Source organism: Spartobacteria bacterium UBA695, assembly GCA_002298145.1.
GTDB lineage: Bacteria > Verrucomicrobiota > Verrucomicrobiia > Chthoniobacterales > Chthoniobacteraceae > UBA695.
In genome coordinates, this window is the sequence record DBMP01000015.1 from 201672 (window position 1) to 226471 (window position 24800).

Here is a 24800-nt window from a genome sequence, read left to right on the forward strand (position 1 = left end):
CCGAAATCCTACGCCACCCGCTTTAGGACGGGCTCGGCGAGCGAGCTGGCCGGAGATTCCGCCGCATTGTGCGGCTGCTGCGCCAGGAAGCGCGCCACGGCTTCCGCCGCTTCTCCGGCATCCGATCCCTCCGCGATGAGCGTGGCCCGTTTGCGGAAAGCCAGGTTGGCCGCCAGGAGGTCGAGGATCGAGGCCGTTCCAAAGCTTTGGCCGTCAACGACCAACCGCAGATTGCTGGTGAACTTACCCGCCAGCTCTACCAACGCCGCGGCGGGCTGGATGTGCAGCCCGTAGGGTTTGAGGACCACGACTTCGCGCACAACGCACTGGGCCGCACCTTGAATGGAGGTGGAAACGCGGTCGGTGTCAGAAGACGCTGTCATGGTTTTCATTGGATTAATGTGTTATAAAAAAGAGGCGGAGACCGGAATCGAACCGGTGATGCGGCCTTTGCAGGGCCGTGCCTTAGCCACTTGGCTACTCCGCCATAACTTTCGCCTAGCTATTTACTAGGTGGGCGATTATCGTGCAACCCTATTTTTGACTTTCTTGGTATTATTTTCTCATGAGTACTTCCGCTGATCCCTCCCGTGGCATTGAAACCCTGGCCATTCATGCCGGGGAAAAACCCGATCCAACGACCCGCGCCTCTGCCCCGAATCTGGTGATGTCCACGACGTTCGTTGCCGACCCGAGCGCCGGTTTTTCCGTGGAAGGCCTGGATGAAGATACCCCTTTTATTTACACCCGCTGGGCCAACCCGACCGTCGATCAGCTGGAGCAGAAGCTGGCCGCGCTGGAGGGAGCCGAACGGGCCATCGCTTTTGCCAGCGGCATGGCAGCGGTCTCCTCGCTGCTGCTCTACACGCTCAAGGCGGGCGACCACGCCATCGTGAGCGACATCACCTACGCCGCCACGGCTGAGCTGACCAACGAGCTGCTCCCCTCCCTCGGCATCGAGATTACCAAGGTGAACCTCTCGGACCTGGCCGCCGTGCAGGCCGCGCTGCGCCCGAACACCCGGCTCATCTACGCCGAGAGCCCGGCCAACCCGATCATCCGCCTCACCGACCTGGCCGCCGTGGCCCGCATCGCCCACGAGGCCGGGGCGAAGCTCGCGGTGGACTCGACCTTTGCCACACCGATTGCCACGCGCCCGCTCTCGCTCGGGGCGGATTACGTCGTCCACTCGCTGAGCAAGTACCTTTGCGGCCACGGCGACGCCATTGGGGGAGCGATCCTCGGACCGGCCGCCGAGCTGGCCGAGCTGCGCAAGAAGGTAGCAATCCGCACGGGCGGCATTCTGAGCCCCTTTAACGCTTGGCTGATCCTGCGCGGCCTGGCCACGCTGCCCATCCGGATGCGGGCCCACGAGGAGGGGGCGCTGGCAGTGGCGCGCTTCCTCGAAAGCCATCCGAAAATCCGCCGCGTGATCTACCCGGGCCTCCCCTCGCACCCGCAGCACGAGCTGGCGACGCGGCAGATGGCCAATTTCTCGGGCATGCTGACCTTCCAGGTTGATGACGGCCCGAAAGCCGCCGAGGCGCTCGCAAAACACCTCCAAATCATCCACTACGCCGTCTCGCTGGGCCACCACCGGAGCCTCGTCTTCTACCTGCCGAGCGCGGACATGCTGGAGACCTCCTTCAAGCTCAACCCGGCGCAAAAAGCCGCCTACCAGAGCTATGCGGGCGAGGGCATTTTCCGGCTCTCCGTGGGCCTGGAGACCCCGGCGGACCTCACCGCAGATCTCGACCAGGCGCTTTTGGCAATTTAGCCCTGCTCCTGCACCCAGCAGGTGGCCTTGCGGTAGAGTTCGGCGGCATTTTTAAGGTTGAGCTTCTGCTTGATGCGCTCGCGGTAGGTATCGACGGTCTTGAGCCCCAGGCCGAGCGCCGTGGCGATCTCCCGGGTGGTCTGCCCGAGGCCGATGAGGCGAAAGACCTCCAGCTCGCGGTCGGCCAGCAGGTGCAGCGGGGAATACTCCGCGGGCAGCCCGGCCCCGGCCATCTGGTTGACGATTTTCTCCGTGAAATCGCGGCTAAGGTAGACGTTGCCGGAAAGGACGCGATGAATGGCCGCGAGCACTTCCTCGGAGGCCGCCTGCTTGGTGATGTAGCCCAGAGCCCCCGCCCGCAGCGCCCGCTCGGCGTAGAGCGACTCGTCGTGCATCGAGAGCACCAGCACCGGCGTCGGGATCGCCCGCGCCTTAAGGTCTTTGATGAGCTCCAGCCCGCTTGAGCCCTTGAGCGTCAGGTCCACGATTGCGATGTCGGGCCACTGCGACTCGATGAGATCGAGCCCCTGCTGAACGTTGTCGGCCTCGCCGCTGACGACCATGCCCGGCTCCTTTTCAATAAGGAGGGCCAGCCGTTCGCGCAGCATCGGGTGATCGTCGACGATCACGACCCGCGTGGTCTTGGAGGATTCGTCTTTCATAGTGCCATGGTACTGGAGGGGGCCTTGCGCGCGGCGGGGCGGCTCTGTTTGTGGAACGAACACGCAACGAGCGTCCCACCGTGCGGAGGACGCTCTATTTTTAGCGATCCGCCAATCATATGCGAGCGGTATTCCATGATTCGCAGCCCCATGCCGCGCTGATTTTCCCGCAAATCGGCGGGAATCCCCACGCCATTGTCCTCCACCGTGAGCGTGATCCAGTCGTTTTCCTGGAAAAGCGACAGGATGACCTGCCGGGCCCGGCCATGACGCACCGCGTTGTGGAGCGCCTCCTGGGCGATGCGGTAGAGGTGCGAGGACGCGCTGCGGTCGGGAATATTGATCGGCTGGTCGCACCGCAGCACGCAATCGACGTCAAAAGCCCGGCTGGAATTAGCGGCAAACTCGTAAAGCGCCGAGACCAGCCCCCCCTGTTCCAGCTGCACAGGGAAGATCCCCCGCGCCAGGTTGCGCGTCCGCTGAACAGCCTCCTTGAGCAGGTCCGAAACATCCCGGGCCTCCACCGCCTCCGGCACTGCATTGCGTTGCAGATCCGTGACCAGCGAAGCGGCTGTGTACTGGATGGCCGCGAGGAACTGGCAAAGGTCATCGTGGAGATCCTGCCCGATGCGCTGCTGCTCCCGCTCGCCGCTCTCAAGGATCTCGCACTCCAGCCGCCGGTGCTCGGAAACGTCCATCACCGCGCCCACATAGCCGTGAGCCCCGGTCTCGCGGTCCAGCTCCGGCGCCACGCACCCATGCGCCCAGGCCACGGAACCATCGGCGCGCAGAAACCGGCCGTCGAATTCGATCGAGCGCTTCTCCCGCGCCGCCCGCGCCGCGTCGGCCGCGATGCGATCCTTGTCATCGGGGTGCAACGCGTCGGTCCAGCGGCAGCCCAGTGCCCCCTCCTCGCCGAGGCCGGTGATCTTGCACCAGCGCTGATTGACAAAAATACACGCCCCCTCCGCGTCGGCCCGGAAAATGCCCACCGGGGAAATCTGCGCCAGGATATGAAAGCGCTCCAGCGCCACCACGCGCTGGTGGCTCCGTTCGATCTGGTTTTTGATGGCCTCGCCCCCCACCATAGCCGCCACAAAAACACTGAACTGGACCATCGTATTCCATACATAGATCCAGACGTCGGCATAGGGATGGCCCGCCGAAATATCCGCAATGGCCCAGGAAATCGTACACGCCACGCACGCCCCAAAACGCGACGCACGCCCGGAAAACCAAACCGTGTAAAGGATCGGCAGCGAGTAGAAAGCGAACATGCTGACGTCATACCCGGCGGAATAATCGGTATAGCCGATGACGCACACCATGAGGAGCGCCTCAAGGTCAATAGCCCAGCGAGGCTGTTTCCGGAGCAGGTCGAGATTCATTCGAAAGCGCAAAATCAAATCGGGCGGTAAAAGAGGCGATAAAGGGCGCACCAGTCGATACGCTCCGAGCCCACATTTGCAAGGAATTTTCTCGCACCGAAAAACAAGCGCCTCGCCCTTAAAGCTAGCGTTTTTTACACAAAGTCGGTAGGCTCGCATCCCATGCACACGATCCCCCCCGGTTGCGAACCGGAAAATCACCGCCTCGCCCTGCACTGGCTGGCCACGCCTTTGTCGTTTGTAGCCATCGTCGCCTTTGGTCTCGGATTCATCGTCCTGCGGGCCGCCTACCCTGGCGGGGAAAGCCACGGGCGCACCTGCAGCCGCCTGATGAGCGCCGGAACGCCGCAGATCATCGCCGAAAAAGTAGCCGCCTCCCATTCCATCGCCGACAGCGATCTCGCCGTCCTGAGCGCCGGACCGGCATCAGCCGTCAACGAACACATCTGGGAACACCGGAGGAGAGTCGCCATTGGCGCGACGCTGATTGGCTCCTCCATCGCCCTGGGCACAGCGGGCCTTTCTCTTTCGAACAAAAAAACCACCCAACGCAGCGCCGCCTGCGGTGCCTCCCCCGACCCGAACCGTCGCCCAAGCTGACCTGCCGGAAAAAATTCCGCGCAAATTCCGCGCAAATTCGCACTAAAGGAGGCGGTCCGAAGCTGTAACAGCTCGATAGCGGATGGGCTTGGAGAGTTTTTCCAGGATCCCTTCCTTAAGCAACTCCAATAGCCACGCCTTCGCTTGGGGTTTTAGGACTCCGAGGAGTTCCGCTACTTCAGCTTCACTTCGCGGCTGGGTCAGCGCCCGGCTTAGGATTCGGCTAACCGTTAATCGAAGCTCTTCTTGGGGCGAAGGTTCCGCTGCGACCGTATCGGCGACGGGAGGTAAATTCGGTGTCGTTTCCATCACAAGCGGTGCCTTTACTTCGTCGAACTGTAGCAGAAGAGTTTCCTCTTTTGGCTCCGCGGCGACTGCCGCAGCCACGGTGGAAAGCGTCTCTCTCAATTCATTTTTATCGCGCGGATTAGGCCAGGGAATGGCGCCTTGTTGCAGAAGCGCCGTATTACCTTTGCCGCAGAGGGGGGCGTTGCGAACAAAGACGGGGACGAAATGCAGCCGCTCCAACTGCTCAATCGCTCCAGCCCAAGTTCCGCCTTTTTCAAAATCCGATGTGACCACCAGCGCCGCATCAGCCAACGCGTAGATGATCTTGTTGCGTTGCATGGCATGGCCCACGTTGAAGCCTGCCGCCGGATCGTAGGGTGAGATAAACACCAGCTTGTGGTCCATGAGGGGCTCACGATGATCGCGGGTAAGGGCTGCGCGTTCCAGGCTGTCTGCCATAACACCGACAACGATTCCACCCGCCTGTAAGGCACCATGCATTGAAGCCCGATCAATCCCCTTGGCTCCCCCAGAAACAATGGGGCACTGAGCTTCTGCCGCAAGCCGCCCGACGTTCTCGGTGAAGCCGATCAGTTCGTCGTCCACATGACGCGATCCTACCACGGCCAGCCCCCCCGAGTCGAGCAGCCCAATTTCTCCACAGCCATACAGAATAGCGGGCGCATTCTCTTTGAGATGCTCCTTAATCCGTTGCGGATAGGTGGTATCCGCGCGGCTGACCACCCAGATGGATCGGGTAGTCCAACGATCCACGGCCTGGCTCAGTAGAAAGCCACGCCCGAGCAGCGCCTCCAGGCGGGCCTGCCCAAACGGTTGCGAACAAAGCTCCAAAACGTTCCGCGCATCTGGCCCGATCAAGTCCGCTGGCTGTAGTTGCTTCTCGCGAAGAATGCGCGCCAGCCGGTTGTATTCGCCCGGGCTGAGCAGGTCGCACGAGGATTCGCCGCTCCCCATGATCAGCGGCGCAGTGAGCAGCAGAATGGCTTGCGTGTTGGGTGTGAGAGGGGCGATCATTCGTCAGTGTTTGCAGTCGAGGCTAGGGCCATAGGATACACGGATCCGCTGCCATGTAAGGCCAAAAGATAAGCCGCAACGGTCAGAGTCCATTTGGAGTCCACCATGTCATCCACCAACAGTACAGGGCCCGACGGGATACTCCCCTGAATTGCCAGCGATCCGTCTACATTCCGCGCCTGCTGGTTGCTGTTGGCCATATCCTTCTGCGGCGGTCTATCGTCGGTCTTGGCCAGAGCCGCATAGAAGGGAAGGTGAAGCGCCGTGGCCAGGCGGCGGGCAAAGTCGGGCACCAGTCCATCATGGCGTCTGGAGGGGATACAGGTGACCCAAGCGGGGGCGGGTTGCGGCGCCCATGTACGCACCATCGCCGCGCAAGCTTCAACCAGTTGATCGTCAAATCTTCCACTACGATATTTTCCTTCGCGAACCAGTTGACCCCAGCCCGCATCGCCCCAGACACAGAGAACCTTTCCCGGCTGCATATTCCGCTCTCGTGCGATGGGCGTATTGCCTTTGACCCTCAAACGTGCAAGGCCGCCGCTGGGCCATTTTTTTCGTGGTTCTAGTGGTAAATTCGTCCGGCGAAGGAAGGCAATGGCCGCTATGACCAAGGCGGAATCGAAGGTCGATGGGAGAGGATCAATAGCGGGCGGGCGGTAATCAACCGGATCGCCGTCCAGCGCACAGATCAGGAACTCCATATGCCCCGATGTCAGCGACACGTAATCCTGCATCTCCTGCTGTTCCTTCCGCCTCAACTCAGTCAAGCGTTCTGCCCGTTGCCAGAAGGCGTCTGAAAGATCAGTCGCCGTCAGCGTCCACCTGCTGCCTTGCTTAACAATCGGCGCAGGTGATTCCAGCGACAACAACTGGAGCGCCTTATCAATACGCCCGCGGCTAATGTTGACCTGGTTCATCAGCTCGTTAATGGACCGACCCTTGGCCGCTGCTCGCAGGGCATCCAATACCTCAGCCACTTCCTGTCGCGAGGGGAAGGCATTCTTGATAAAGTAGTCATTGATGTCGGTCTCCTCCTTGCCGCTGAGCAGAACGCCATGAGCCGCATCAAGTTGGCGCCCCGCTCGCCCAACCTGTTGGTAATAGGCCACCACCGACCCGGGAGTCTGGTAGTGGATAACGAAGGCGAGATCCGGCTTATCGAATCCCATTCCAAGCGCGGTGGTAGATACCAATACCTTCACGCGATTCCGTAATAGCGCGTCCTCAAGTACCGGCCGCCTCTCTCCCGTCTCCCCGCTATAGGACTCGGCATGGATCCCTCTTGATCGCAGCCACCCGGCTACTTGCACAGCATCGCGGACCGTAAGGGTGTAGATGATGCCGCTGCCATCGATATTCGGCAGATGTGTCGCTAACCAGGCCATCCGCTCGGCTTGGCTCGGGATTCGCATCGTCTGCAACAGGAGAGACGGACGGCCAAGCCCTCCACGGGAGACGCTCAGATTGGGCCCCAGCACGGACTCCAAGTCTTGGAGAACCCTGTTGTTTGCCGTCGCGGTGGTCGCCAGAACGCGGAGATTGGGAGGCAGCGTGCGCACAATCCGCTCGATCAACCGATAATGCGGGCGGAAGTCATGCCCCCAGTCCGAAATGCAATGAGCCTCATCCACCACCAGTAGCGAAATATGATGAGACATCGGAGCCAGCACCTTGTTGACAAAATGCTCATTAGCAAGGCGTTCCGGGGAGATGATGAGTATATCCACCTCGTTCCGCTTCAGTGACTCCTCAATATTCTGCCAGCCATCGTGGTTTTCAGAGTTGATAGTGACTGCGCGCACGCCCATCCGCTCCGCAGCTGCAATCTGGTTGCGCATCAAAGCAAGCAGCGGCGAAATCAGAATAGCAGGCCCCATCCCCTGGTCGCGTAGTAGTTTTGTGGCGATGAAATAAACGAAACTCTTGCCCCACCCAGTCTTCTGCACTACCAGCAGCCGCCCGCCACCCTCCACAACCTGTCGGATGGCATCCTCCTGATCTTCGCGAAATGAGGCGTTGGCGTTCCGCGTTCCAATCCGCAGAAGAGCGAGGGCTCGTGAGGCGTTGTATTGCATGATGGATTCCGTTCCGGAGTTGGTTTAACGCCGCAGCCATTGCGGCAGCGTATGAAATATCTTGTAGGGGGAAACCACTGCGGTGTTTAGCGGGGAATCCCTGAGGCAGCCTATTTAATCGGCCTGTGGTATGGAACACAATGATCAAAAGGGCCGTATTTAAAAAAAGGTTCGGGCTCGCGAAGCACCTTAAAAAACATTTACGTCGCCGTGGTAATTCATCCGAGATGCAAACAAGAATGATCCAGTTTGAAGTATTGAACCGGCTCGCCACAGATCACGTTTGGGAATTAACCAAAGGCCGATTGCTTGACGGCACGCGTTTTTTTGAAAATCACAAGCTCCTCCCGGAATTCAAGCGAGCCGATGTAAAACTCGCTCTCCTCCTCGTTGTCGCAGGAAACCCCGATGAGGCTTTAAGCGACGACGAGATGCGTTTGCTGGAACGCCGTCTACAACATATTTAGCGCAGCGAGGCTCTGTTTTGGCGCAAGAGGCTTCAAATTTGGCTCAAGGCCATTTTTTGAAGCACGCATCCCCTATACTGAGTCATCCCACAAAAACCTCATGTCCTTAAGCATCCTCTGGCAGCATTGGCAAGGGTTCCGTTCTTTGAGCGAGGATCACCATCATGCTCTCGAACTCGCTCCAAAGGTAGCGGCTCTTTGGAAAATCCCCTTTCTATGAGCCACGCCTCATCCTCCCCAACGCCTAGCATGCACGCTGCGGCCTATGTCCGGATGTCCACGGAGCACCAGCAGTACTCTACCAGCAACCAGATGGATGTGATTCGGGAGTATGCCCAGCGGCGCGGCATGGAGATCGTTACGATCTATTCCGATGAGGGCAAGAGCGGGTTAAACATTCAAGGCCGCAATGCCTTGGGTCGGATGATCGTGGATGTGCAGAGTGGCGAAGCCAAATACGCCTGCATCCTGGTCTACGATGTCAGCCGATGGGGGCGGTTCCAGGACGCCGACGAGAGCGCCTATTATGAGTACATCTGCCGCCGCGCCGGGATCTCCGTCCATTACTGCGCGGAGCAATTTGAAAATGACGGCAGCACGGCTTCAACGATCATCAAGAGCGTCAAACGCACGATGGCGGGCGAATACAGCCGGGAATTGTCCGCCAAAGTTTTTCAGGGTGCCTGCCGCCTCATCCAATTTGGCTACAAGCAGGGAGGAACGGCGGGATACGGCTTGCGCCGGATGTTAATTGACCAATCGGGCCAGCAAAAAGGGGTGCTCAAGATCGGCGAGCAGAAAAGCATCCAGACCGACCGTGTAATCCTGGTGCCAGGACCGGATGAGGAAGTGGCGACCGTGCGATGGATGTATGAGCAATTCGTACAAGAGGGCAAGATCGAGTCGCAGCTCGCGGCGATGCTCAATGCAAAAGGCGTCCTGACTGACTTTGAGCGTCCATGGACACGCGCAACGGTCCACGAAGTCTTGACCAACGAGAAATATATCGGCAACAGCGTCTACCACCGCACTTCCTTCAAACTGAAAAAGAAGCACGTCGAAAATCCGCCCGAAATGTGGATTCGTCTCGAAGGGGTGTTCCAGGGCATCGTTCCGCAAGCCCTGTTTCTTTCCGCACGCGAAATCATCCTGGCTCGTAGCCGCAAGCTCACCGATGAGGAGATGTTGCATAGGCTGCGAGCCGTGCTGCAAAGTCATGGGCGCATTTCCGGCATCCTCATTGATGAAAACGAAAACATGCCGTCCAGCTCAGCCTTCCGCACCCGGTTCGGCAGCCTGGTATCGGCCTACCGTCTCATCGGTTACGATCCCGAGATTGATTATCGATTCATTGAGATCAATCGCTCGCTCCGCAAGCAATATCCTGGATTCGTCGCCGAGGTTATCGAGCAGCTCCGTCAAATGGGGGCAACCGTTCTCGAAGAGTGGCCCAGTAGGCTACTGCTGGTAAACGGCGAGATTCGGGTTTCCATCGTTCTCTGCCGTCATCAAGAAACAACCACCGGTTCCTCCCGCTGGGTAATCCGGCTGGACGAGCGCCTCAAACCCGACATTACCATCGCCGTACGAATGGATGCTACCAACCATGCCATTCGTGATTATTACCTTTTTCCGGGAATAGATATGACCTGGGAGAAACTTCGCATCGCGGAGTCGAACGGCGTTTATCTCGATGCCTACCGCTTCGACACGCTCGATTTCTTCTTCAGCATGACGCGCCGAACTCTTCTCAACACCGCCGCATGAAAAGTGAAATCCAAATGATCCCCATCGAACGGATTCGCATCCTCAACCCGCGTCATCGGGACAGGAAAAAGTTTGGGGTGATTGTGGAAAGCATTAAAGCACTCGGCTTGAAAAAGCCGATTCAAATCAGCCGCCGTCTGGTTGCGGATGGAGAGGAACCCGGATACGATCTAGTGTGCGGTCAGGGACGGATCGAAGCTTTCCAGATTCTCGGCTACCCAGAGATTCCAGCCGAAGTCGTCGAGATATCAAAAGAGGATCGCCTCCTGCGCAGTCTGGTTGAAAACATGGCCCGCCGGGCTCCTTCCACGTCTGCTCTGATCCGCGAGATCGAACGGCTAAAAACCCAAGGATACAGCAATATCCAAATTAGTGAAAAACTGGGGATAGCAGAATCCTCTGTATCCAGCTTTTTCGCCCTAAGCCAGGCAGGAGAGGAGCGACTGCTGGACGAAACCATGCGGGGCAATATTCCGTTGTGGGTCGCCGTTGAAATCTCCAAGGCAGAAGGAATCGAGGCACAGCGTGAATTGCTGAAAGCCTACCAGGAAAAAGAGGTCAGCCAAACTTCCATTCGAGCCATTCGGCGGCTGATCGAGCAGCGGCGATTTCTGGGGAAATCACTCAATCATGACCACGCCAAAAAGGGGTTGAGCAGCGCGGAATCCATGGTTTCGGCTTACCGCCACGAATGCCAACGTCAAAAGCTGCTCATCAAAAAGGCCCGGCTTTGCGATTCGAAGCTTGTGGTTCTAGTCGCCGCATTCAAAGCGCTTCTCGGGGATGAGGATTTCATCAATCTACTGAGAGCCGAGGGATTACCCTCAATGCCCGCGTTTCTCGCCGAAAAAGTATCCAGCCGCCACACCCCATGAGCCAAAACGCCAAACTCGGTTTTGAAATGCAGAAACTTCGACTCCCTCTGACCGACATTCTGCCCGTGCGCCAGATCGTTGAGCCCGAAAAGAAAATCACGCGATACCGGGCCATATTGAATTCCATCAAAGAGGTGGGTCTTATTGAGCCGCTGATCGTTTACAAAAAGGGAGCGCTCTATTTCCTCCTGGATGGGCACCTGCGCTATTCCGCATTGAAAAAAATTGGAGAAACAGAGGCGGACTGCCTGCTTTCAACCGACGACGAAAGTTTCACCTACAACGCCCGCATCAGCCGTGTCACGGCGATCCAGGAACACGCGATGATTTCGAAGGCGGTGAAATCCGGCGTGTCGCCGTCGCGCATCGCAGCCTCGCTGAACCTCGAAATCTCCTATGTGCTCTCGGTCATCAATCTTCTCAATGGCATTCATCCGGACGCCATCGAGTTGCTCAAGGATAAACCGATTACTCACAGTGCCGTGGCTTTGCTCAAGCGGGTGAGTAGCTTCCGCCAAATCGAAATGGCCGAACTGATGACCGGTGCGAATAATTACTCCACGGGATATGTGAAGGCGCTGATTATGGGAACGCCGCAGGATCAGATGGTGCGCCCCGACAAGCCAAAGATAAAAGCGAAACTATCTCCCGAAGAACAGGCCCGGATGGAACAGGAGATGGCCACGCTGGAACGTGATTTCAGAGCATCGGAGGATGATTACGGGCAAAACATGCTCAATCTAACTTTTGCCAAGAGCTACCTTAAGAAGCTGTTGAAAAACGCCAAAGTGACCCGCTTTCTAAGCACGCGGCACCCGGAAATATTCAGCGAGTTTGAAAACATTTCCCAGATAGAGTCTTTGTAAAACTCCCGGATCTATTTGGGCTGGCAATCCCGGCAGAGGATTTTCTTGCCGAACCGTTCGCTGTTGAACCGGCAGAAAGCGATGACGCTGCTGGGCACGCTCGCTCCGCATTGATCGCATTTCGGATCAGGGGCGAAACTCTGGCATTTCCGGCACAGCATGGCGTCTCCGAAGCGTTTTTTGTTGAAGCGACAAAATGCCACGGTCTTGGAATCCAGAATCTCGCCGCAATTTTGGCATTTTGTCACCGTGGGCGCAGGGGATACCTTGTGCTTTTCAGGAGAGACGCGGGCCGTGCGTGCCGCAAGGGGAGCAGGAGGGCACGGGGCTGCCGTTATGCCGAATTTTGCGGCATAATCGAATTGTGCTGGGCGATGGTGAAGCAGGAGCGCATTCGCAAACTGCCTGAGGGTATCCGTTGAAACCCATTTTGTAAGGCTAAGGAGATCTGAACCGCTCAGTTGGTCGGCCCATTCGTCCATTCGCTTCGAAAACATGTCCATCTTGATGATTTGGTCAGACCCGGTGTTGCGGGCGACGTTGCATTCCGGGGGAACGAGAACCCATTGATGGAATACCGGCTCGATGGAAAAGCCGAGGCGTTTCGGCGTCAGGCCGAGATCCTTGATCAAGGAACTAAGCACCTCGATATGCCGCTTGTTTTGCTCTACTGGGGAGGCCATGCCCTTCCAACCGTAGCGGGTTTTAACCTCAAATTCTTCCTGATCCGTGATCCGCAGAGCGGTGCTGATGTTTTTGCTTTCGATGACGAAGATGTAGAACATTCGGTTGACGAGCAGATGATCGATCTGGGCCACCCGTCCCTCATGTTCGATCCGCAGGTCGTGGATGACTGCAAAGTTCTTGGAATTCTGATACCGGAAATTGATGTGGTAGGCGGCTTGTTGCTCTCCCCTGCGGCCCGCCTGCATGGCTACAATCTCGTCCTCGATCAATTCCTTTTGCTTGGGCGTCAGAGACGAACTGAACCGCAGACGTTCCAGTTCGCCGATCATCGGCTGAATGTCATCCTTTTCTTTAATCAGCATGCGTCCTGTTATACCGAGAGATGTCGGGTGGCGCGGTCATAGGGCGGCTTTCTTCTGTTGGAGAGTGCTCCATAGGGACAGGTAGTAGTCCCCAGCCAGGATTAGCAATTCGTGGAATTGGCCTCGGGTGATCAGGTGCAGGCTGCCGTCGAGCAACTTGATTGTCACGGGTTGGTCACCATACTGGCAGAAAGCCCGTGCCCTTTTGCGCTGAGCTTGCATCGCCTTTTGTTGCTGATATTCCCGACGAGATGGAGCCACCTCGATTCGCCCTTTATCGGCATCGGCCCGTAACTTCTCCCGCGCGCTGGCAATTTCGTCTTCTGAGAGTGCTAAGGCGGCAGCATACGCCCTCACGGCCTCTTGGCGTTTGCGGGTGTGAAGGGAATAATTGAAGTGTGGAATGACGCCCTCCAAATCGGAGGGAACTCGACGGCGAAAATACCAGATGCCGTTGCGTTGGCGGAGATACATTTCGGGCTTATCCACGCCGGGTTGTGTAACAGCATGTGTCACAGTTTTCCAGTCGTAAACCCTTGAGAAATCAAGAGTTGGTTCATTGCCAGTTCTTTGCGTAAGAACTGGCGGAGTCTACGGGGCTCGAACATGTAGGCAAGAGTAAATGTCAAAAAACACGAAAAACGGCACCAAACCTTGTAATTAAGCTGATTATAGAGATGTTCCCGCCATCGTTTCGGCTTGCAGATTCTCGCAAATTCTGACAAAAATTTGTCATGCTTTGTCATGCATCCCGCAAGAAGAAAAAAGCCCTTTCTGTAAAGGTGGGAAACATCGCTCTTCCTATCTACAAGGGAATGATTCGGGGGCGGGTGCGCTATACCATATCCTACCGTGAGGCAGGGGAGAGGAAGAGGGAGACATTTGCAACGGAGGATGCAGCGCGTGCGCGGGCCGAGGAAATCGCCGTCAAAATCGAAAACGGCCAACGAGACGTGCTGACCCTAACGGGAACAGATAAGGAATCTTATGCGCTGGCAGTTCGGGAATTGGAAGCAACAGGGGTTCCCCTGCTTACCGCCGTGCGTGAATACATTGCCGCATCCAAGATTTTACAGGGAGGCTCTCTATTGGCGGCAGCAAAGGACTACGCCAGGAGAAAAACAGGGATTACGCCCCGATTGGTTCCCGAACTTGTAGAGGAATTTTTGGAGAAGCAGAAAAAGGACGGGGCACGCATCCGCTATTTGCAGAGCCTTCGGAGCCATCTACGCCGCTTTGCCAAGCATTTCCACACGAATATCTCCTCAGTGACAACCACGGTCATTGATGATTGGCTCCGAGAGACGAAGGGCACCCCCCGCACCCGCAATAACATGCGCGGATCAGTGATTACGCTTTTCAGTTATGCCCGAGATCATGGGTTTCTTCCTAAAGGATTCCCCACCGAAGCCGATGCCGTTCCGAAGGCCAAAGATAGAGGAGGAGACATTGGGTTTCTCACCCCGGCCCAGCTTTCAAAGCTGCTCTTTCCATCCGAAGAAGAGATTGCTGCAAAAACGGAAGTTCCAGAAGAGGCACGGCTCTATTTTGCGCTAGGGGCGTTTACGGGCATCCGTAGTGCTGAACTTGTCCGGTTGACTTGGGATGCGGTGAATGTGGCGCGTGGATACATAGAGGTTGGCAAAAACCGCGCCAAGACAGCCACGCGCCGTCTAGTTCCCATTCACTCAAACTTAACGCCATGGCTTCAGCCATTTGCGGGACGGCAAGGGAAACTGTTTACGGGCGAAAAGGCATCTGCGCGGGCTATTGCCTATGCCAAACAGAAGGGAATTAAATGGCCGCAGAACTGCTTGCGCCACAGCTATGCCACCTACCGCTTAGCGGTTACACAGGATGCCGCAAAAGTCGCGCTGGAGATGGGTAATAGCCCTTCCATGCTATTCCAGCATTACCGCGAGTTGGCGACACCAGAAGATGCCGCAACATGGTTTGGAATTAAACCAGACGCCCCGGTAAACGTAATCCCCATGAAAGGAGCCGCATGAAAGCACTACAAGTGCCCCAAGGGGTTCCCTATGGGAAAACCGTTGGGCAAGTTCGGAGGGAAAATCCCGATTTAATAACGGCCCTTTCATGGAAAACCGCTCCCCCATGTGTTCCAAAGCAAGAGGGGTTGCTGGGAGTCTTTGCAGCAAGCGCAACCCGTCCATGCCCCGAACTATCCGACCTCGTTATCAAACGGGAGGTATCCGTTGACGAAGCAAGAGCGGTTTACAGCTCATGGATTCATGCCCAGCACCAGATGCGAAAATTGCTCATTCAAAACAATCTTTCCCCAGATGCGAGGAACGAAATGCTGGCTTTGCTTAGGCATGATTATTGGTCTTTGGAAGGTTCTCTATCCACGGGGCAGAACCTCAAGAGGTTGGCTGAGGATATAGAGCATATTGAGCAAAGTGGATTCAAGATTACATCCTCCGAAATGCACACGCTGCTCTCTGGCCCGTTGCGTGGAAAGGATAGATCGGTGCGAATGTGGCTTGTCGATTTCTGGATCAAGCAGGAGGACGAATCCACGCCCCCCTTGTGCATGTGCACAGATGGATTGCTTGATGAATTGGTCAAACAGCGACAGGTCGCCTTTTCCCTCAATGGTGGCGGTGCCCCCGAATGGGAAAACCCACCCGTTGGGGAATTGCTAAGGAAGGCAATCAGCCGATTAGGGCTGGAACGCGCATCCATCCGGATTGATGTAAAATCCCGAAAGAGAAAGGCTCCCCTGCCTCCTATCCGAAAAAGCAAAAACTCCCATCTTCCGTGACTTTGCTATTTTTCGCTGCGTCCCCATAGGACTCAGGGAAAAAGTATTTCTTGGCTGGCGTGAAAGCGCAAACCCAAGAAGATACTTGCAGATTCAATATCTCGAATGACCACGAAATATTGACGAAGGCTCAGGCTGCGAGCTTCTTGCAATGCTCGCCGCGTCAGGTCGATTATCTTCGGGGGCGCGGGCTGCCGTGGATTCGGCTAGGTGGTGAAGTCCGTTTCTTCCGTGAAGATATTTTGTCTTATTTGAAAGCCCGCAAAGTGGGCAAATAAAGGCCCTGCAACGCAGGCGCTCTCAAAATCCGTAAACAATCAGCCCGGCGCGAGTGGTATTGCAGCCGGGCTGACTAGCTAATTAAGTGTATGAATTATGCCAAAAGCACCCTCCAAGCACAAGGAAATATACCAGCGCCACCCCCAGTAGAACATAGTAAAGCGGCGCATTGGTATCAGCACATTAACCGATATTGGCAAAGCTATCTCAGTGGCTCTGAGCTCAAGCTCTTGCTATACATTGTTGATGCACAGCTTGGCTGGCCAAATACCGGCCCAAAATGGATAAGCAGGCGCGGTTTCGCAAGAGGAGTAATAGGAAAAGACGGAAGGATATGGCATAGGGGAACTGGTCTTGCTGATTCAACGATAGATGCTGGACTCGCAAGCCTTGAGGATCGAAAAATCATCATCGTGGATCGGGCAAAGAAAATAGATCATACTGAGTGCCGGTATTCGATAAACCGCTATTGGGAGCCATGTAGGGCGGAGAAGCCTCCAAAAAATCCGACCCGAAATTCGGGGAAGCCACCCCGAATTTCAGACACCCCCCACCCCGAAATTCGGGGACAAAAAGAATCAAAGGGAAAGACAATCAAAAATCCAAATTGTCACTCCCTGCCGGACCCCGACGAGTGTCAGGTTAGGGAAGACAAAGAAAAAGGCAAAAAGGCAAATAGGGAATCTCTAGTCGAGAACGCCAATCCGACTTTCCCCTATGAGGGAACAAAAACGGCGATTGATTCTGCCCTATCGGACCCAAATCCATATCCCAAGAAACTAGAGCAAATTTGGAATAATGCGCTTATCGAGACTTTCCCGTCTCGTGTCGCAGTTCCATGGAAGGCGAAAGAGAGAGGCATGATTCGTCAGTTTTGCGAACGCCATCGTCAAGCCCCTAATCGTAACAAAGGGGCATCCTTCGGACAATTTGTTGATTGGGTGGTTCGGAATTGGCATTGCATAATGAATTCCGAGTTTTTCGGATTCACAGGAGCCCCCGAGTATCCCTCTCTACGCTTCGTGGTCTTATACGGGGATCGCTTTCTTGATGCGATGGCGAGGAGAGAAGAGATTTCAAAAGAAGGATCAATGACGACGCGAGATCGCATGATTAGGACTTTCATAAGGTCCGGTCAAACCCGCGAAGGGGCAGAAAAGGAGGCGGACGAAAAGCTCGGGCGTTCCGATCTTCACGACAAGTTAGCAAAGGCTCAGAAAAGGCTAAAAACTGCATATGACGAGATAACGCATTTACGCAGAAACCAGACGTTTGCAGCATTAAGGCTTGCTGGAGAGATTCCAACTCCGAAAATCGAACCACCTAAACCTACGGTAATCCGGCCCATCGAAGAGCTTGCCGTTAATTATGAGCCCACCAGTTTTCCACCGTGGGAGGAGGAGGACGACAACGATGCGTCTGAATCGTAAGCAGCCTTTCATTCTTCTGGCTTTACTTCGCCCCTAAGAACCGTGACTCTTACCATAGCTGGCGAGAGTCAGCTGGGGCGTAAGAACCCCATCCACAGCGGTTCGGTATTACCGCAAAATGCCGTCTTCTCGACCATATGGCCGGGGGGACGGCAACGTATAAAACAGGTCGTTGCCATGTGCCGCGACTGAAGGTTGTCGTGCCTATCTGTGGATGGGTTCTTAACTCCCCGGTCACCTTGAGAAATCAGGGTGGCCGTTGTTTTTGGAGCATTACAGCAACCATCCATGAATACCTTGTCCCCTATTACTCTAGTCGCCTGCCTATTGGGTTTTCTTTCTGTTACCTTGGCTAAGGGTGAATCGGAAAACGCCACCGCACCAAGCACGTCCAATCCCTCCTCTGAGGTTTGCCCGACAAATCCTCCTGCGTCTGATGATCGTTTTCGAGTTGGGCAGGAGGTAACAATTCCCAATAATGCAGGACTGTTTACCAATGGTGACTTATTTCGGAAAGCCCGCGCAGAAAATGACGAGATGAAACGGAATCAAATCTGCTTGGAACTCTCCAAAGGATGCTGGGTAATTCGTGCGCCAATAAGTGCAAAGATTCTGGAAATCGATAGAGAGTCCGAAATTTGCAAAGTCGAAACAGTGCAGGATGGGGCAACTGTCCAATACTGGGTAGCGCAAGAGAAATTGGAACGCACCCGCACCGTGCAGCCCGAATTGGAAAATTTCGCCTCATCCGGCACATCTAAAGCGCCCTATGGAGCGAACGAGAGAAAACCGGCAACCGAGCCGGAACAAGTTCAACCAGCAAGTGGCCGCTCTATCGTTCAAATGCGTCTTTCCGTGAAGGAGGAAAATGGGAAATTGACAGTAGAAGGGAATACCAATTTGCCAGATGCAACAAACTTGCTGATTTGGGTGGAGGGAAACATCGCGGGAGAAGCCTATCAGGCACAAAGCAAGGTTGCCGTGGAAAATGGAAGGTTCTCCAAAGCGGGATTTTCATATCATGGGAACCCACTGCCAGCAGGAACATATAAAGTGACGGTTTCAATGGCCCCCTATGGACAGCCTCAATCAGTCAAAGCCGCAGTAGGGAAGGGCTTGGCGAACCTTAGTGGACCACTCATTAAGGAAAATGACGGCGGCGGCAAGATGGTCAAACAAGAAACCGAAATTACTATTGGTGGGCGGAATGCTGTAGATCGGCGCGAACAAGCCGAAGATGCCAGCATCGCATACAAGGAAGATTTAATAGCCCTCTATCGGGAGTTAATGGATTTCAAAGACAGCAGGAACTTCCGCGCGTTTGGCTTTACAGAGGGAGGCAGACCAGACTGGAAGCGGCGGGCGGAAGAACTAAAGGGAAGAAGTGGTCCCACCAGCAAAGCACGGTTTGCCGCTGGGTATCTTTCGCAACTTGGACTGGAGTATGCTTTCAAAAAAGGACAAGACACAGATGTTTCCAGATACTGCAAGAAGGTGATTTTTGAATATACCGGAAACCTGGATGAGAATTGAACCAACGGCCAGCCCGGCAATTAACATGGATTTGTAATGCCCTCTCTCAATGAACGCTTTGAAAAGAATCCTTTTGATTGGATGCGGGGTTGCGGTGGGAGCCTTGGCAACTGTCTCGTTGTATCATGGAAAAACCAAGCCCGGTTCTTTCCCTGTTTTGACAAAGGAAGCCAAGCCCCCCGTAGAGCGTGATGAACGCGAATTGAACGATGGGCTCCTAACCGATGAGGAGTTGGCGCAAAAAAATGCCGAAAGAGACAAGGCCGAACAAAGCCGCCAGAAGAAACGCTATTGGGAAAATACTGATGATCCCAGCATCCTAAGAAACCTTGATCGGAAGGATAGAGAGTTCTGGGGAAGCACTCCGGGGCACCGTTAGCGTTGCTGTAAACCAACGGTTTTGTTGCGTTTCGATCAACCTTATATCACATTGACGATTAACAGGTTACGCAGTAATATAAGCGCGTTTCAATCAACGCATCTTATGCCAAGAAAACGCTCCAATACGCTAACCCCTCGGGAATACCAAAAGCGTCAGAATTACTGCAAACTTTGGTCTCTTGTTTGCAGGGGTATGACGCAATCTGAGATTGCGCAGGAGATGCAAAAAGATAGGGCGTGGGTGTCCCGCTCTTTGAAGGAGATCAATGCTGATTTTTCTAAGGCGTTTACTACGCCGGACGAGTCTAGGCTCATAGAAGAGAAGCTCGTAAAACTCCATACCCTCTATGCAGAGGCCATGAATACGGCATTCACATCGTCCGGTCATATTCGCATCGGCGCCTTGCGACTGGCAGCGGAAATAGCCCAGCAGGAAACGACATTTCACCTTTCCGTAGGGCTTATTAGGAAGGCTCCCAGTGATGTGCGCGTGGCCGGAATGATTGGGGTTGCCGAGAATCAGCCCGACCTTGAGCTTTTGCGTGAAGAGTTTCAAGACGGTGACTTGGACCAAATACTTTTGGAACTCGCAGATTCGATTCGGGAACGGCAGAGCGATGCAGCCATAGAGGCTTAGGGAGAACCTCTTCTCGTTCGGGGACGGTTTTTTAATAGGGGAGCAAAACCGCGTTTTTAAGCGGGCGATTTTCCTTGCAAAGGATATTAGAAGCTACATTCTACTAACCAATAAATTGCACAGGAAAATGTCCCTCGACCTCTACCCCTTCCCCCCCGTCCTCGGAAACCAAACCCTCGATCTACCCCCAGCCCCTGTTGTTAGCCCGGCTATGGCCTACCTGGAATCTTTGGGAAGCCCGATTTCAAAAAGGACGATGGTTTCTCCACTCAACCGGGCCGCGTGCATCCTGGATCCCTCCCTATCAGGCAAAGATGCTTGGATGTTCATTCCGTGGCAAAAGCTCACGGCCCCTGTCATTCGCGCTATCATGGCAAAGGTAGAGGGAAGCCCCGCTACCCGGAACAAGATGCTTGCTGCCCTCAAGGGGGTTGCCCGTTCCTCATGGGAAATGCGGCTCCTTGATACGGATGAACTTATGCGTATTCAGAGCATCAAGGGCGATATGGGAAGCCGGGAATTGGCGGGACGGTTCATCCTGCATGGGGAGTTGATTGAACTTCTCAAAGCGTGCGCTGCCGATTCCTCCCCCGCTGGGGTGCGGGATGCCGCTATGATTACGCTCGCCGCTTCCACAGGTGCCCGGCGCGCCGAAATCGCCTCTATCCAGCTAGAGAACATCCAAACACCGGAGGAAGGCCGCTATCACGTCCGCATCATCGGCAAGCGAAACAAGGAGCGCACACTTTACGTTACGGGGAATGCGGCGTGCGCCCTTTCCGATTGGTTGAACGTGATTTTTGCAACCGGTTGCAAAAATTGCCCGCTTTTCTGCGCAATCCGTAAAGGCGGGATGGTGCTCCCCGGAATCTCCATCTCTACAACTTCCCTAGACAAGATTCTGTGCAAACGGAGCGCTCAAGCTGGCCTTTCTGACCTGGATTGGCACGACTTGAGGCGCACTACGGCAAGCAACCTCCTAGACGCAGGGGCCGATATTTCCACTGTGGCGGGAATCCTTGGGCATTCGAGCGTAAACACAACCGCCCGCTACGACCGGCGCGGGGAGCGGGCCAGAATCAAGGCTTCCGAACTGATTTCGGTGCCCTATTTTTGTCGGAAGTAATTACCCGGCACTCATATGGAAGCATGACATGCGCTCCCCGGCATTGGTCCGCGTCATAATGAGAATACAAAATGAGCTTTGGCGTCGAAACAGGTGAGGAGACCATCCATAATCCAGTCACCCCAAGAGACTTAAGCGCAAAAAAACAGGCACATAACAGAGTTGAGTTTTTGGAGTATAATGGCCATACTTTCGTCTTTCTATGGCCAATAAACCCGTTTCTACATCGGCAACTCGTGAACGCCCCGTAGAGAACTTTTATTTGGAAGAGCTTCAATTCGACCTCAGAAATCCGCGCTATGGAGCCAGCGCGGCAAGCATTAACACTGAGCGAGAGGCGTTGGATTACATCGTCAGCATGTTCGGCGTCAACGATGTGCTGAGTTCGATTTCTGTAAACGGTTTTTTTGATTCTGAGCCGCTCGTTGGAATCCTGTTGAATGGGGAGCGCCGTGTCAGAGTTGTAGAGGGGAATCGCCGCCTAGCTGCATGCTTAATCCTTGCGGGTGATCCGCGTGCCGAAGGTCAAGCTCGCCTTCGTGATCAGTTTGCAGAGATTTATAAGGCGCACGGGCGAAAGCCGATTAGCCCGGTTCCCGTCATCGTCTACAAAGGCGAAAACGCCCTAAGAGAGGTGCTCCCGTATATCGGCGTGCGCCATATTGTTGGATTTCTGGAATGGGATTCTTATGCCAAGGCCGCTTGGGTGGATGGAGTATTGCAAGATCACGATCTTAACCTGAATGAAGTTCAGGAAATGGTTGGCGACAAGAACGATACAATTCGGCGCATGTTAGCCGGATACAGATTTGTGAACCAACTTGTCCGCACCGGGCATTTCCGACCTGATCAAAGCCAACGCAAGGGCAGAGGAAGCAATCCAGACTATCCATTCTCGTGGGTCTATACGGCACTTGATAACCCACCAGTAAAGGAATTTGTCAATTTCCTAGAGCGCGACGGTGTTCCTGCTGAAAATCCAATTCCTGAAGACAAACTTAGCGATGCCGGATTGATTTTGACCTTCATGTTTGGAGACAAAACACGGGGGATACCAGCGGTTGTAGAAGACAGTCGGGAAATTGGAGACCTCGCAAAGGCAATTAAAGATCCGGCTCTTAGGAATCGCCTAAAGGAAGGGAAAAAGCTTCGGGTGGTCATTGAAGAAGCGCGACCATCTGTTGAGCGCTTACAAGAGGGATTCCAACGACTTGCAGATCAACTAAAGGATATGTCAGGCTTAATCGTTCCTGGCTCCTTGGACTCGTCAGCGGCTATGGGTTTGGTTGAACCTGCGCGATTAGTGGCAAATTTGTCGAAGAAAGTCTTTTCTGATGTGCGCAATATAGCGATTGGGGAGGACGAAGTAGATACCGAATGACCGCATTGAAAGACAACTGGACGGATCGCATAAAAGATTTTCGTGCTGGCCTTGATGCTGACCAAGTTGAGCTCCGTGCAATGCTCGAAGGGCAGGCAAGTATCGAGAGCGGGATCGAAGACGAGCGTATTTCTGGAGTAGTTGATGACAGCTTAACCAACTCTGGTAATAGTTGGGCCGAGAGGCAAGAAGCCCTTGAAACACTAAGTGGATCGGTTGCGGAGGAGATTACGCGGAGAGTCGGAATGATGGCCGATTCATATCCGTTTACGGTTCATGGGAATTCTCTCTTCTATCGCTCAAGCAAAACAGGTGTTTACGAATACTGTTTGGCCGTTGCTCGGAATCCAAAAGGCACAGCAGAAGGAAAACCACATGCCTCTACGGTATTTGAGTGGATTGCACGCGATGTATTGGCCCTCTATTTAGGCTCTGGGGCTCAGGGGTTCAGAACCGGGTGGCCTGTTCATAATAGCGAAAATAGAGGATCCCATGTAAGGGATACGTTTGTATTATTAGCAGAGAAATGCGGTGAACTGCAATGGAACCCCGCACCTGGATATCCAGACGACCCGCCCCCTTCTCATCTCAAAGACTGCGGATTGGACGTGGTTGTGTGGAAACCTTGGCCAGATGGGCGTCACGCACAACTGCTTGCTCTTGGACAATGCGCGTGTGGAAAAAATGACATTGATGCAAGCAAAGGACACGAACTGAGCATAGAACGTCTTTCAAACTGGTTGCGCCCAGTTTCCTATACTCCGCCAGTCCGATGCTTTTTGGCGGCACTTCATATCCCTAATGAGATTGCTCTATATGAGTTATCCAAGGAAGCAGGCGTTTTGGTCGTGGATCGTGCTCGATTGGCAATGCTTGCCGAATCAAGTCCATCAGCGATTAGACCTGTGAAAGGTATTAATTACCACGAACTGGCACAGTTCTACGCTAAGCAGAAAGCTGCTTAACAAGAGCTTTTGCTACTGCTGCAAACAGAGGAGGCGGGACTGCATTACCGATGGCTCTAAATCGCTCTTCAACACTTCTTGTTGAAAACGCTTTTGGATTTGGAAAACCCTGAAGAGCCGCACATTCAAAGTAACTAAAACGGCGAGAGGGTTTGTCTTCGGCAAAGTCCCAATGATCAGTTCCAATTTTTTCCAGTTTTGCTGAGTCGGGATGCAACGCAACATGTCTCCAGTGTGCAACCACACATGGAGCCTGCTGATCCCATTCACGGCGGCGGTTTCGTGAAAGATAATACCAATGGAAAGGCTCCTCATTAAACGAACCACTAGGGGCATGCCGGAGATGCCAGATAACATCCCTTAATGTGTTATATGACTGGCCTGTTCCTGGCCCATGCGTCGGCAGAGGAAAAGAGTAACGTTTTTTTTCGGAGGATTGAATTCCTACGATGAAGAGGCGATTGCGGTCTTGAGCAAGTCCGTAATTCTTAGCATCGAGGATTTGCCAAGTTGTCCGATAGCCTGCCGATCGAAACCTTGTCAACTGAGCCCGAAGAAGATGTTCATTTTGCGAGAAACGCATCCCATTTACGTTCTCTACAATGAAAGCTCGGGGGCGAATTTTTCTTAATGCACGGTCAAAATGCCGATACAAAAAATTGATCTTGTCCTCTTCATTCCGCCGACCTCCTTGACTGTATCCTTGACACGGATAGCAACCAACCAGCAATTCTGCTTTAGGAAATCTATCAATCTTGGCGATATCTCCGTGGCGGATGGTTTTTTTAGCCCCGGTTACGGCCTCATATAGCTCACATGCTGCTTCGCTGGCATCATTGGCCCAAATTGCTCGAACTCCAGCTTCTCGCAAACCGAGATCGCTGCCACCGCAGCCCGAGAAAAGGGAAACGGCGTCCCGTGTTTCGATGGTTTGATGTGCGAATGCAGTCATTTTAAACAGAATCCCGTATCTTGCATAAGCCAAGCTTCTTTGCAAGAGGACATTGGGAAAGCATGGATTCAAAAAGGGAATTCCTTGTAGTCTCTGAATACACAGCCGTCCGCGACATTGAGAGAAGAAACTGGGCAATCCTATGTAGGAGGACGCGAATTTGTCATGCTTTTGTCATGCACGCCGGAAGTCAAAAATGGGCGATTGCCCGCAGACCTTGTATTTAAGCCACTCTCCAGAGATTTGAGAGTGGCGGAGTCTACGGGGCTCGAACCCGCAACCTCCGCCGTGACAGGGCGGCGCTCTGACCAATTGAGCTAAGACTCCACTCGAATGCCCCCTTCGGGGCTGGGAGCGGTGAAGGTAGCGATCTCGGGGCCCCTCTGCAATCAGATTTTTGCAAAATTTCACGTTTTTCCCCGACGTTACCCGTTTTTACTCCCTTTCTACCCCGCCCTCTCTCGCTCCGCAGCCCTCCC

At 54.5% G+C, this 24800-nt stretch carries 24 protein-coding genes and 2 tRNA genes; 16 read left to right on the forward strand and 10 right to left on the reverse strand.

The features are described 5' to 3' along the window. Nucleotides 1-8 precede the first annotated feature (8 nt). Both B2828_RS09815 and B2828_RS09820 read right to left on the reverse strand, forming a co-directional pair. Nucleotides 9-383, reverse strand: coding sequence for an HPr family phosphocarrier protein (locus B2828_RS09815; protein WP_479633550.1), 375 nt, complete (start codon nucleotides 381-383; stop codon nucleotides 9-11). Nucleotides 384-415: 32 nt separating this feature from the next. Beyond that, nucleotides 416-487 (reverse strand) — tRNA-Cys (locus B2828_RS09820). Between the two features lie 78 nt (nucleotides 488-565). Here B2828_RS09820 and B2828_RS09825 point away from each other — a divergent pair. Continuing rightward, nucleotides 566-1777, forward strand: a complete 1212-nt coding sequence (locus B2828_RS09825; protein ID WP_479633551.1) for a trans-sulfuration enzyme family protein — start codon at nucleotides 566-568, stop codon at nucleotides 1775-1777. Here the strand turns inward: B2828_RS09825 and B2828_RS09830 are convergent. Then, nucleotides 1774-2439, reverse strand: a complete 666-nt coding sequence (locus B2828_RS09830; RefSeq protein WP_479633552.1) for a response regulator transcription factor — start codon at nucleotides 2437-2439, stop codon at nucleotides 1774-1776. The two genes, B2828_RS09825 and B2828_RS09830, sit on opposite strands and share 4 nt — an antisense overlap. Then, the gene (locus B2828_RS09835; protein WP_479633553.1) at nucleotides 2436-3827 is read right to left on the reverse strand and encodes a PAS domain-containing sensor histidine kinase; all 1392 of its coding nucleotides are present in this window, start codon (nucleotides 3825-3827) and stop codon (nucleotides 2436-2438) included. Before B2828_RS09835 ends, B2828_RS09830 begins: the two co-directional genes overlap by 4 nt. A 162-nt stretch (nucleotides 3828-3989) precedes the next feature. Here B2828_RS09835 and B2828_RS09840 point away from each other — a divergent pair, with 162 nt between their 5' ends. Continuing rightward, a complete protein-coding gene (locus B2828_RS09840) occupies nucleotides 3990-4427 on the forward strand; it encodes a hypothetical protein (protein WP_479633554.1) in 438 nt (145 codons plus the stop codon). Between the two features lie 42 nt (nucleotides 4428-4469). On the opposite strand, the gene B2828_RS09845 is transcribed toward B2828_RS09840, so the two are convergent. Together B2828_RS09845 and B2828_RS09850 are read right to left on the reverse strand one after the other, a co-directional pair. Further along, nucleotides 4470-5750 (reverse strand): DNA-processing protein DprA, encoded by a 1281-nt coding sequence (locus B2828_RS09845; protein WP_479633555.1) that lies wholly within the window; start codon nucleotides 5748-5750, stop codon nucleotides 4470-4472. Further along, entirely contained in the window at nucleotides 5747-7828 is a 2082-nt protein-coding gene (locus B2828_RS09850) for a RecQ family ATP-dependent DNA helicase (protein WP_479633556.1), read from the reverse strand. Before B2828_RS09850 ends, B2828_RS09845 begins: the two co-directional genes overlap by 4 nt. A gap of 239 nt (nucleotides 7829-8067) precedes the next feature. Here B2828_RS09850 and B2828_RS09855 point away from each other — a divergent pair, with 239 nt between their 5' ends. From B2828_RS09855 to B2828_RS09870, 4 genes are all read left to right on the forward strand, one after another. After that, on the forward strand, nucleotides 8068-8295 hold the full coding sequence (locus tag B2828_RS09855; RefSeq protein WP_479633557.1) for a hypothetical protein: 228 nt from the start codon (nucleotides 8068-8070) through the stop codon (nucleotides 8293-8295). Between the two features lie 216 nt (nucleotides 8296-8511). Beyond that, complete coding sequence (locus B2828_RS09860; RefSeq protein WP_479633558.1) at nucleotides 8512-10062, forward strand: recombinase family protein; 1551 nt, start codon at nucleotides 8512-8514, stop codon at nucleotides 10060-10062. A gap of 14 nt (nucleotides 10063-10076) precedes the next feature. Continuing rightward, nucleotides 10077-10937, forward strand: coding sequence for a ParB/RepB/Spo0J family partition protein (locus B2828_RS09865; protein WP_479633559.1), 861 nt, complete (start codon nucleotides 10077-10079; stop codon nucleotides 10935-10937). Then, the gene (locus tag B2828_RS09870) at nucleotides 10934-11803 is read left to right on the forward strand and encodes a plasmid partitioning protein RepB C-terminal domain-containing protein (RefSeq protein WP_479633560.1); all 870 of its coding nucleotides are present in this window, start codon (nucleotides 10934-10936) and stop codon (nucleotides 11801-11803) included. Before B2828_RS09865 ends, B2828_RS09870 begins: the two co-directional genes overlap by 4 nt. 11 nt (nucleotides 11804-11814) lie before the next feature. On the opposite strand, the gene B2828_RS09875 is transcribed toward B2828_RS09870, so the two are convergent. Continuing rightward, entirely contained in the window at nucleotides 11815-12852 is a 1038-nt protein-coding gene (locus B2828_RS09875; protein ID WP_479633561.1) for a nuclease-related domain-containing protein, read from the reverse strand. A gap of 36 nt (nucleotides 12853-12888) precedes the next feature. Next, nucleotides 12889-13341 (reverse strand): DUF6538 domain-containing protein, encoded by a 453-nt coding sequence (locus B2828_RS09880; protein ID WP_479633562.1) that lies wholly within the window; start codon nucleotides 13339-13341, stop codon nucleotides 12889-12891. 245 nt (nucleotides 13342-13586) lie between these two features. On the opposite strand from B2828_RS09880, the gene B2828_RS09885 reads away from it, so the two are divergent. From B2828_RS09885 to B2828_RS09930, 10 genes are all read left to right on the forward strand, one after another. After that, nucleotides 13587-14861: a tyrosine-type recombinase/integrase gene (locus tag B2828_RS09885; RefSeq protein ID WP_479633563.1), complete on the forward strand. Its 1275-nt coding sequence runs from the start codon at nucleotides 13587-13589 to the stop codon at nucleotides 14859-14861. Further along, entirely contained in the window at nucleotides 14858-15637 is a 780-nt protein-coding gene (locus tag B2828_RS09890; protein ID WP_479633564.1) for a hypothetical protein, read from the forward strand. Before B2828_RS09885 ends, B2828_RS09890 begins: the two co-directional genes overlap by 4 nt. A gap of 59 nt (nucleotides 15638-15696) precedes the next feature. Beyond that, nucleotides 15697-15915, forward strand: a complete 219-nt coding sequence (locus B2828_RS09895; RefSeq protein ID WP_479633565.1) for a helix-turn-helix domain-containing protein — start codon at nucleotides 15697-15699, stop codon at nucleotides 15913-15915. Between the two features lie 231 nt (nucleotides 15916-16146). Further along, on the forward strand, nucleotides 16147-17346 hold the full coding sequence (locus B2828_RS09900) for a hypothetical protein (protein ID WP_479633566.1): 1200 nt from the start codon (nucleotides 16147-16149) through the stop codon (nucleotides 17344-17346). A gap of 288 nt (nucleotides 17347-17634) precedes the next feature. Then, nucleotides 17635-18879 carry a hypothetical protein gene (locus tag B2828_RS09905; RefSeq protein WP_479633567.1) on the forward strand — a complete coding sequence of 415 codons (1245 nt, stop codon included), beginning with the start codon at nucleotides 17635-17637 and terminating at the stop codon, nucleotides 18877-18879. A 49-nt stretch (nucleotides 18880-18928) separates the two neighbouring features. Beyond that, the gene (locus B2828_RS09910; RefSeq protein ID WP_479633568.1) at nucleotides 18929-19258 is read left to right on the forward strand and encodes a hypothetical protein; all 330 of its coding nucleotides are present in this window, start codon (nucleotides 18929-18931) and stop codon (nucleotides 19256-19258) included. Between the two features lie 195 nt (nucleotides 19259-19453). Continuing rightward, nucleotides 19454-19897 carry a hypothetical protein gene (locus B2828_RS09915; RefSeq protein ID WP_479633569.1) on the forward strand — a complete coding sequence of 148 codons (444 nt, stop codon included), beginning with the start codon at nucleotides 19454-19456 and terminating at the stop codon, nucleotides 19895-19897. A 211-nt stretch (nucleotides 19898-20108) separates the two neighbouring features. Further along, nucleotides 20109-21023 (forward strand): tyrosine-type recombinase/integrase, encoded by a 915-nt coding sequence (locus tag B2828_RS09920; RefSeq protein ID WP_479633570.1) that lies wholly within the window; start codon nucleotides 20109-20111, stop codon nucleotides 21021-21023. A 202-nt stretch (nucleotides 21024-21225) separates the two neighbouring features. Then, a complete protein-coding gene (locus B2828_RS09925; RefSeq protein ID WP_479633571.1) occupies nucleotides 21226-22404 on the forward strand; it encodes a hypothetical protein in 1179 nt (392 codons plus the stop codon). Further along, entirely contained in the window at nucleotides 22401-23369 is a 969-nt protein-coding gene (locus tag B2828_RS09930; RefSeq protein ID WP_479633572.1) for a hypothetical protein, read from the forward strand. Before B2828_RS09925 ends, B2828_RS09930 begins: the two co-directional genes overlap by 4 nt. Here B2828_RS09930 and B2828_RS09935 read toward each other — a convergent pair. Further along, complete coding sequence (locus B2828_RS09935; protein ID WP_479633573.1) at nucleotides 23350-24321, reverse strand: DNA cytosine methyltransferase; 972 nt, start codon at nucleotides 24319-24321, stop codon at nucleotides 23350-23352. The genes B2828_RS09930 and B2828_RS09935 overlap by 20 nt on opposite strands. A gap of 250 nt (nucleotides 24322-24571) precedes the next feature. Beyond that, nucleotides 24572-24648, reverse strand: a tRNA-Asp gene (locus B2828_RS09940). Nucleotides 24649-24800: the final 152 nt, after the last annotated feature.

Bases quoted from the DNA above. Each gene is read 5' to 3' on its own strand.
- B2828_RS09815 (WP_479633550.1), bottom strand. From the start codon at position 383: ATGACAGCGTCTTCTGACACCGACCGCGTTTCCACCTCCATTCAAGGT.
- B2828_RS09825 (WP_479633551.1), top strand. From the start codon at position 566: ATGAGTACTTCCGCTGATCCCTCCCGTGGCATTGAAACCCTGGCCATT.
- B2828_RS09830 (WP_479633552.1), bottom strand. From the start codon at position 2,439: ATGAAAGACGAATCCTCCAAGACCACGCGGGTCGTGATCGTCGACGAT.
- B2828_RS09835 (WP_479633553.1), bottom strand. From the start codon at position 3,827: ATGAATCTCGACCTGCTCCGGAAACAGCCTCGCTGGGCTATTGACCTT.
- B2828_RS09840 (WP_479633554.1), top strand. From the start codon at position 3,990: ATGCACACGATCCCCCCCGGTTGCGAACCGGAAAATCACCGCCTCGCC.
- B2828_RS09845 (WP_479633555.1), bottom strand. From the start codon at position 5,750: ATGATCGCCCCTCTCACACCCAACACGCAAGCCATTCTGCTGCTCACT.
- B2828_RS09850 (WP_479633556.1), bottom strand. From the start codon at position 7,828: ATGCAATACAACGCCTCACGAGCCCTCGCTCTTCTGCGGATTGGAACG.
- B2828_RS09855 (WP_479633557.1), top strand. From the start codon at position 8,068: ATGATCCAGTTTGAAGTATTGAACCGGCTCGCCACAGATCACGTTTGG.
- B2828_RS09860 (WP_479633558.1), top strand. From the start codon at position 8,512: ATGAGCCACGCCTCATCCTCCCCAACGCCTAGCATGCACGCTGCGGCC.
- B2828_RS09865 (WP_479633559.1), top strand. From the start codon at position 10,077: ATGATCCCCATCGAACGGATTCGCATCCTCAACCCGCGTCATCGGGAC.
- B2828_RS09870 (WP_479633560.1), top strand. From the start codon at position 10,934: ATGAGCCAAAACGCCAAACTCGGTTTTGAAATGCAGAAACTTCGACTC.
- B2828_RS09875 (WP_479633561.1), bottom strand. From the start codon at position 12,852: ATGCTGATTAAAGAAAAGGATGACATTCAGCCGATGATCGGCGAACTG.
- B2828_RS09885 (WP_479633563.1), top strand. From the start codon at position 13,587: ATGCTTTGTCATGCATCCCGCAAGAAGAAAAAAGCCCTTTCTGTAAAG.
- B2828_RS09890 (WP_479633564.1), top strand. From the start codon at position 14,858: ATGAAAGCACTACAAGTGCCCCAAGGGGTTCCCTATGGGAAAACCGTT.
- B2828_RS09905 (WP_479633567.1), top strand. From the start codon at position 17,635: ATGAATACCTTGTCCCCTATTACTCTAGTCGCCTGCCTATTGGGTTTT.
- B2828_RS09910 (WP_479633568.1), top strand. From the start codon at position 18,929: ATGAACGCTTTGAAAAGAATCCTTTTGATTGGATGCGGGGTTGCGGTG.
- B2828_RS09915 (WP_479633569.1), top strand. From the start codon at position 19,454: ATGACGCAATCTGAGATTGCGCAGGAGATGCAAAAAGATAGGGCGTGG.
- B2828_RS09920 (WP_479633570.1), top strand. From the start codon at position 20,109: ATGGCCTACCTGGAATCTTTGGGAAGCCCGATTTCAAAAAGGACGATG.
- B2828_RS09925 (WP_479633571.1), top strand. From the start codon at position 21,226: ATGGCCAATAAACCCGTTTCTACATCGGCAACTCGTGAACGCCCCGTA.
- B2828_RS09930 (WP_479633572.1), top strand. From the start codon at position 22,401: ATGACCGCATTGAAAGACAACTGGACGGATCGCATAAAAGATTTTCGT.
- B2828_RS09935 (WP_479633573.1), bottom strand. From the start codon at position 24,321: ATGACTGCATTCGCACATCAAACCATCGAAACACGGGACGCCGTTTCC.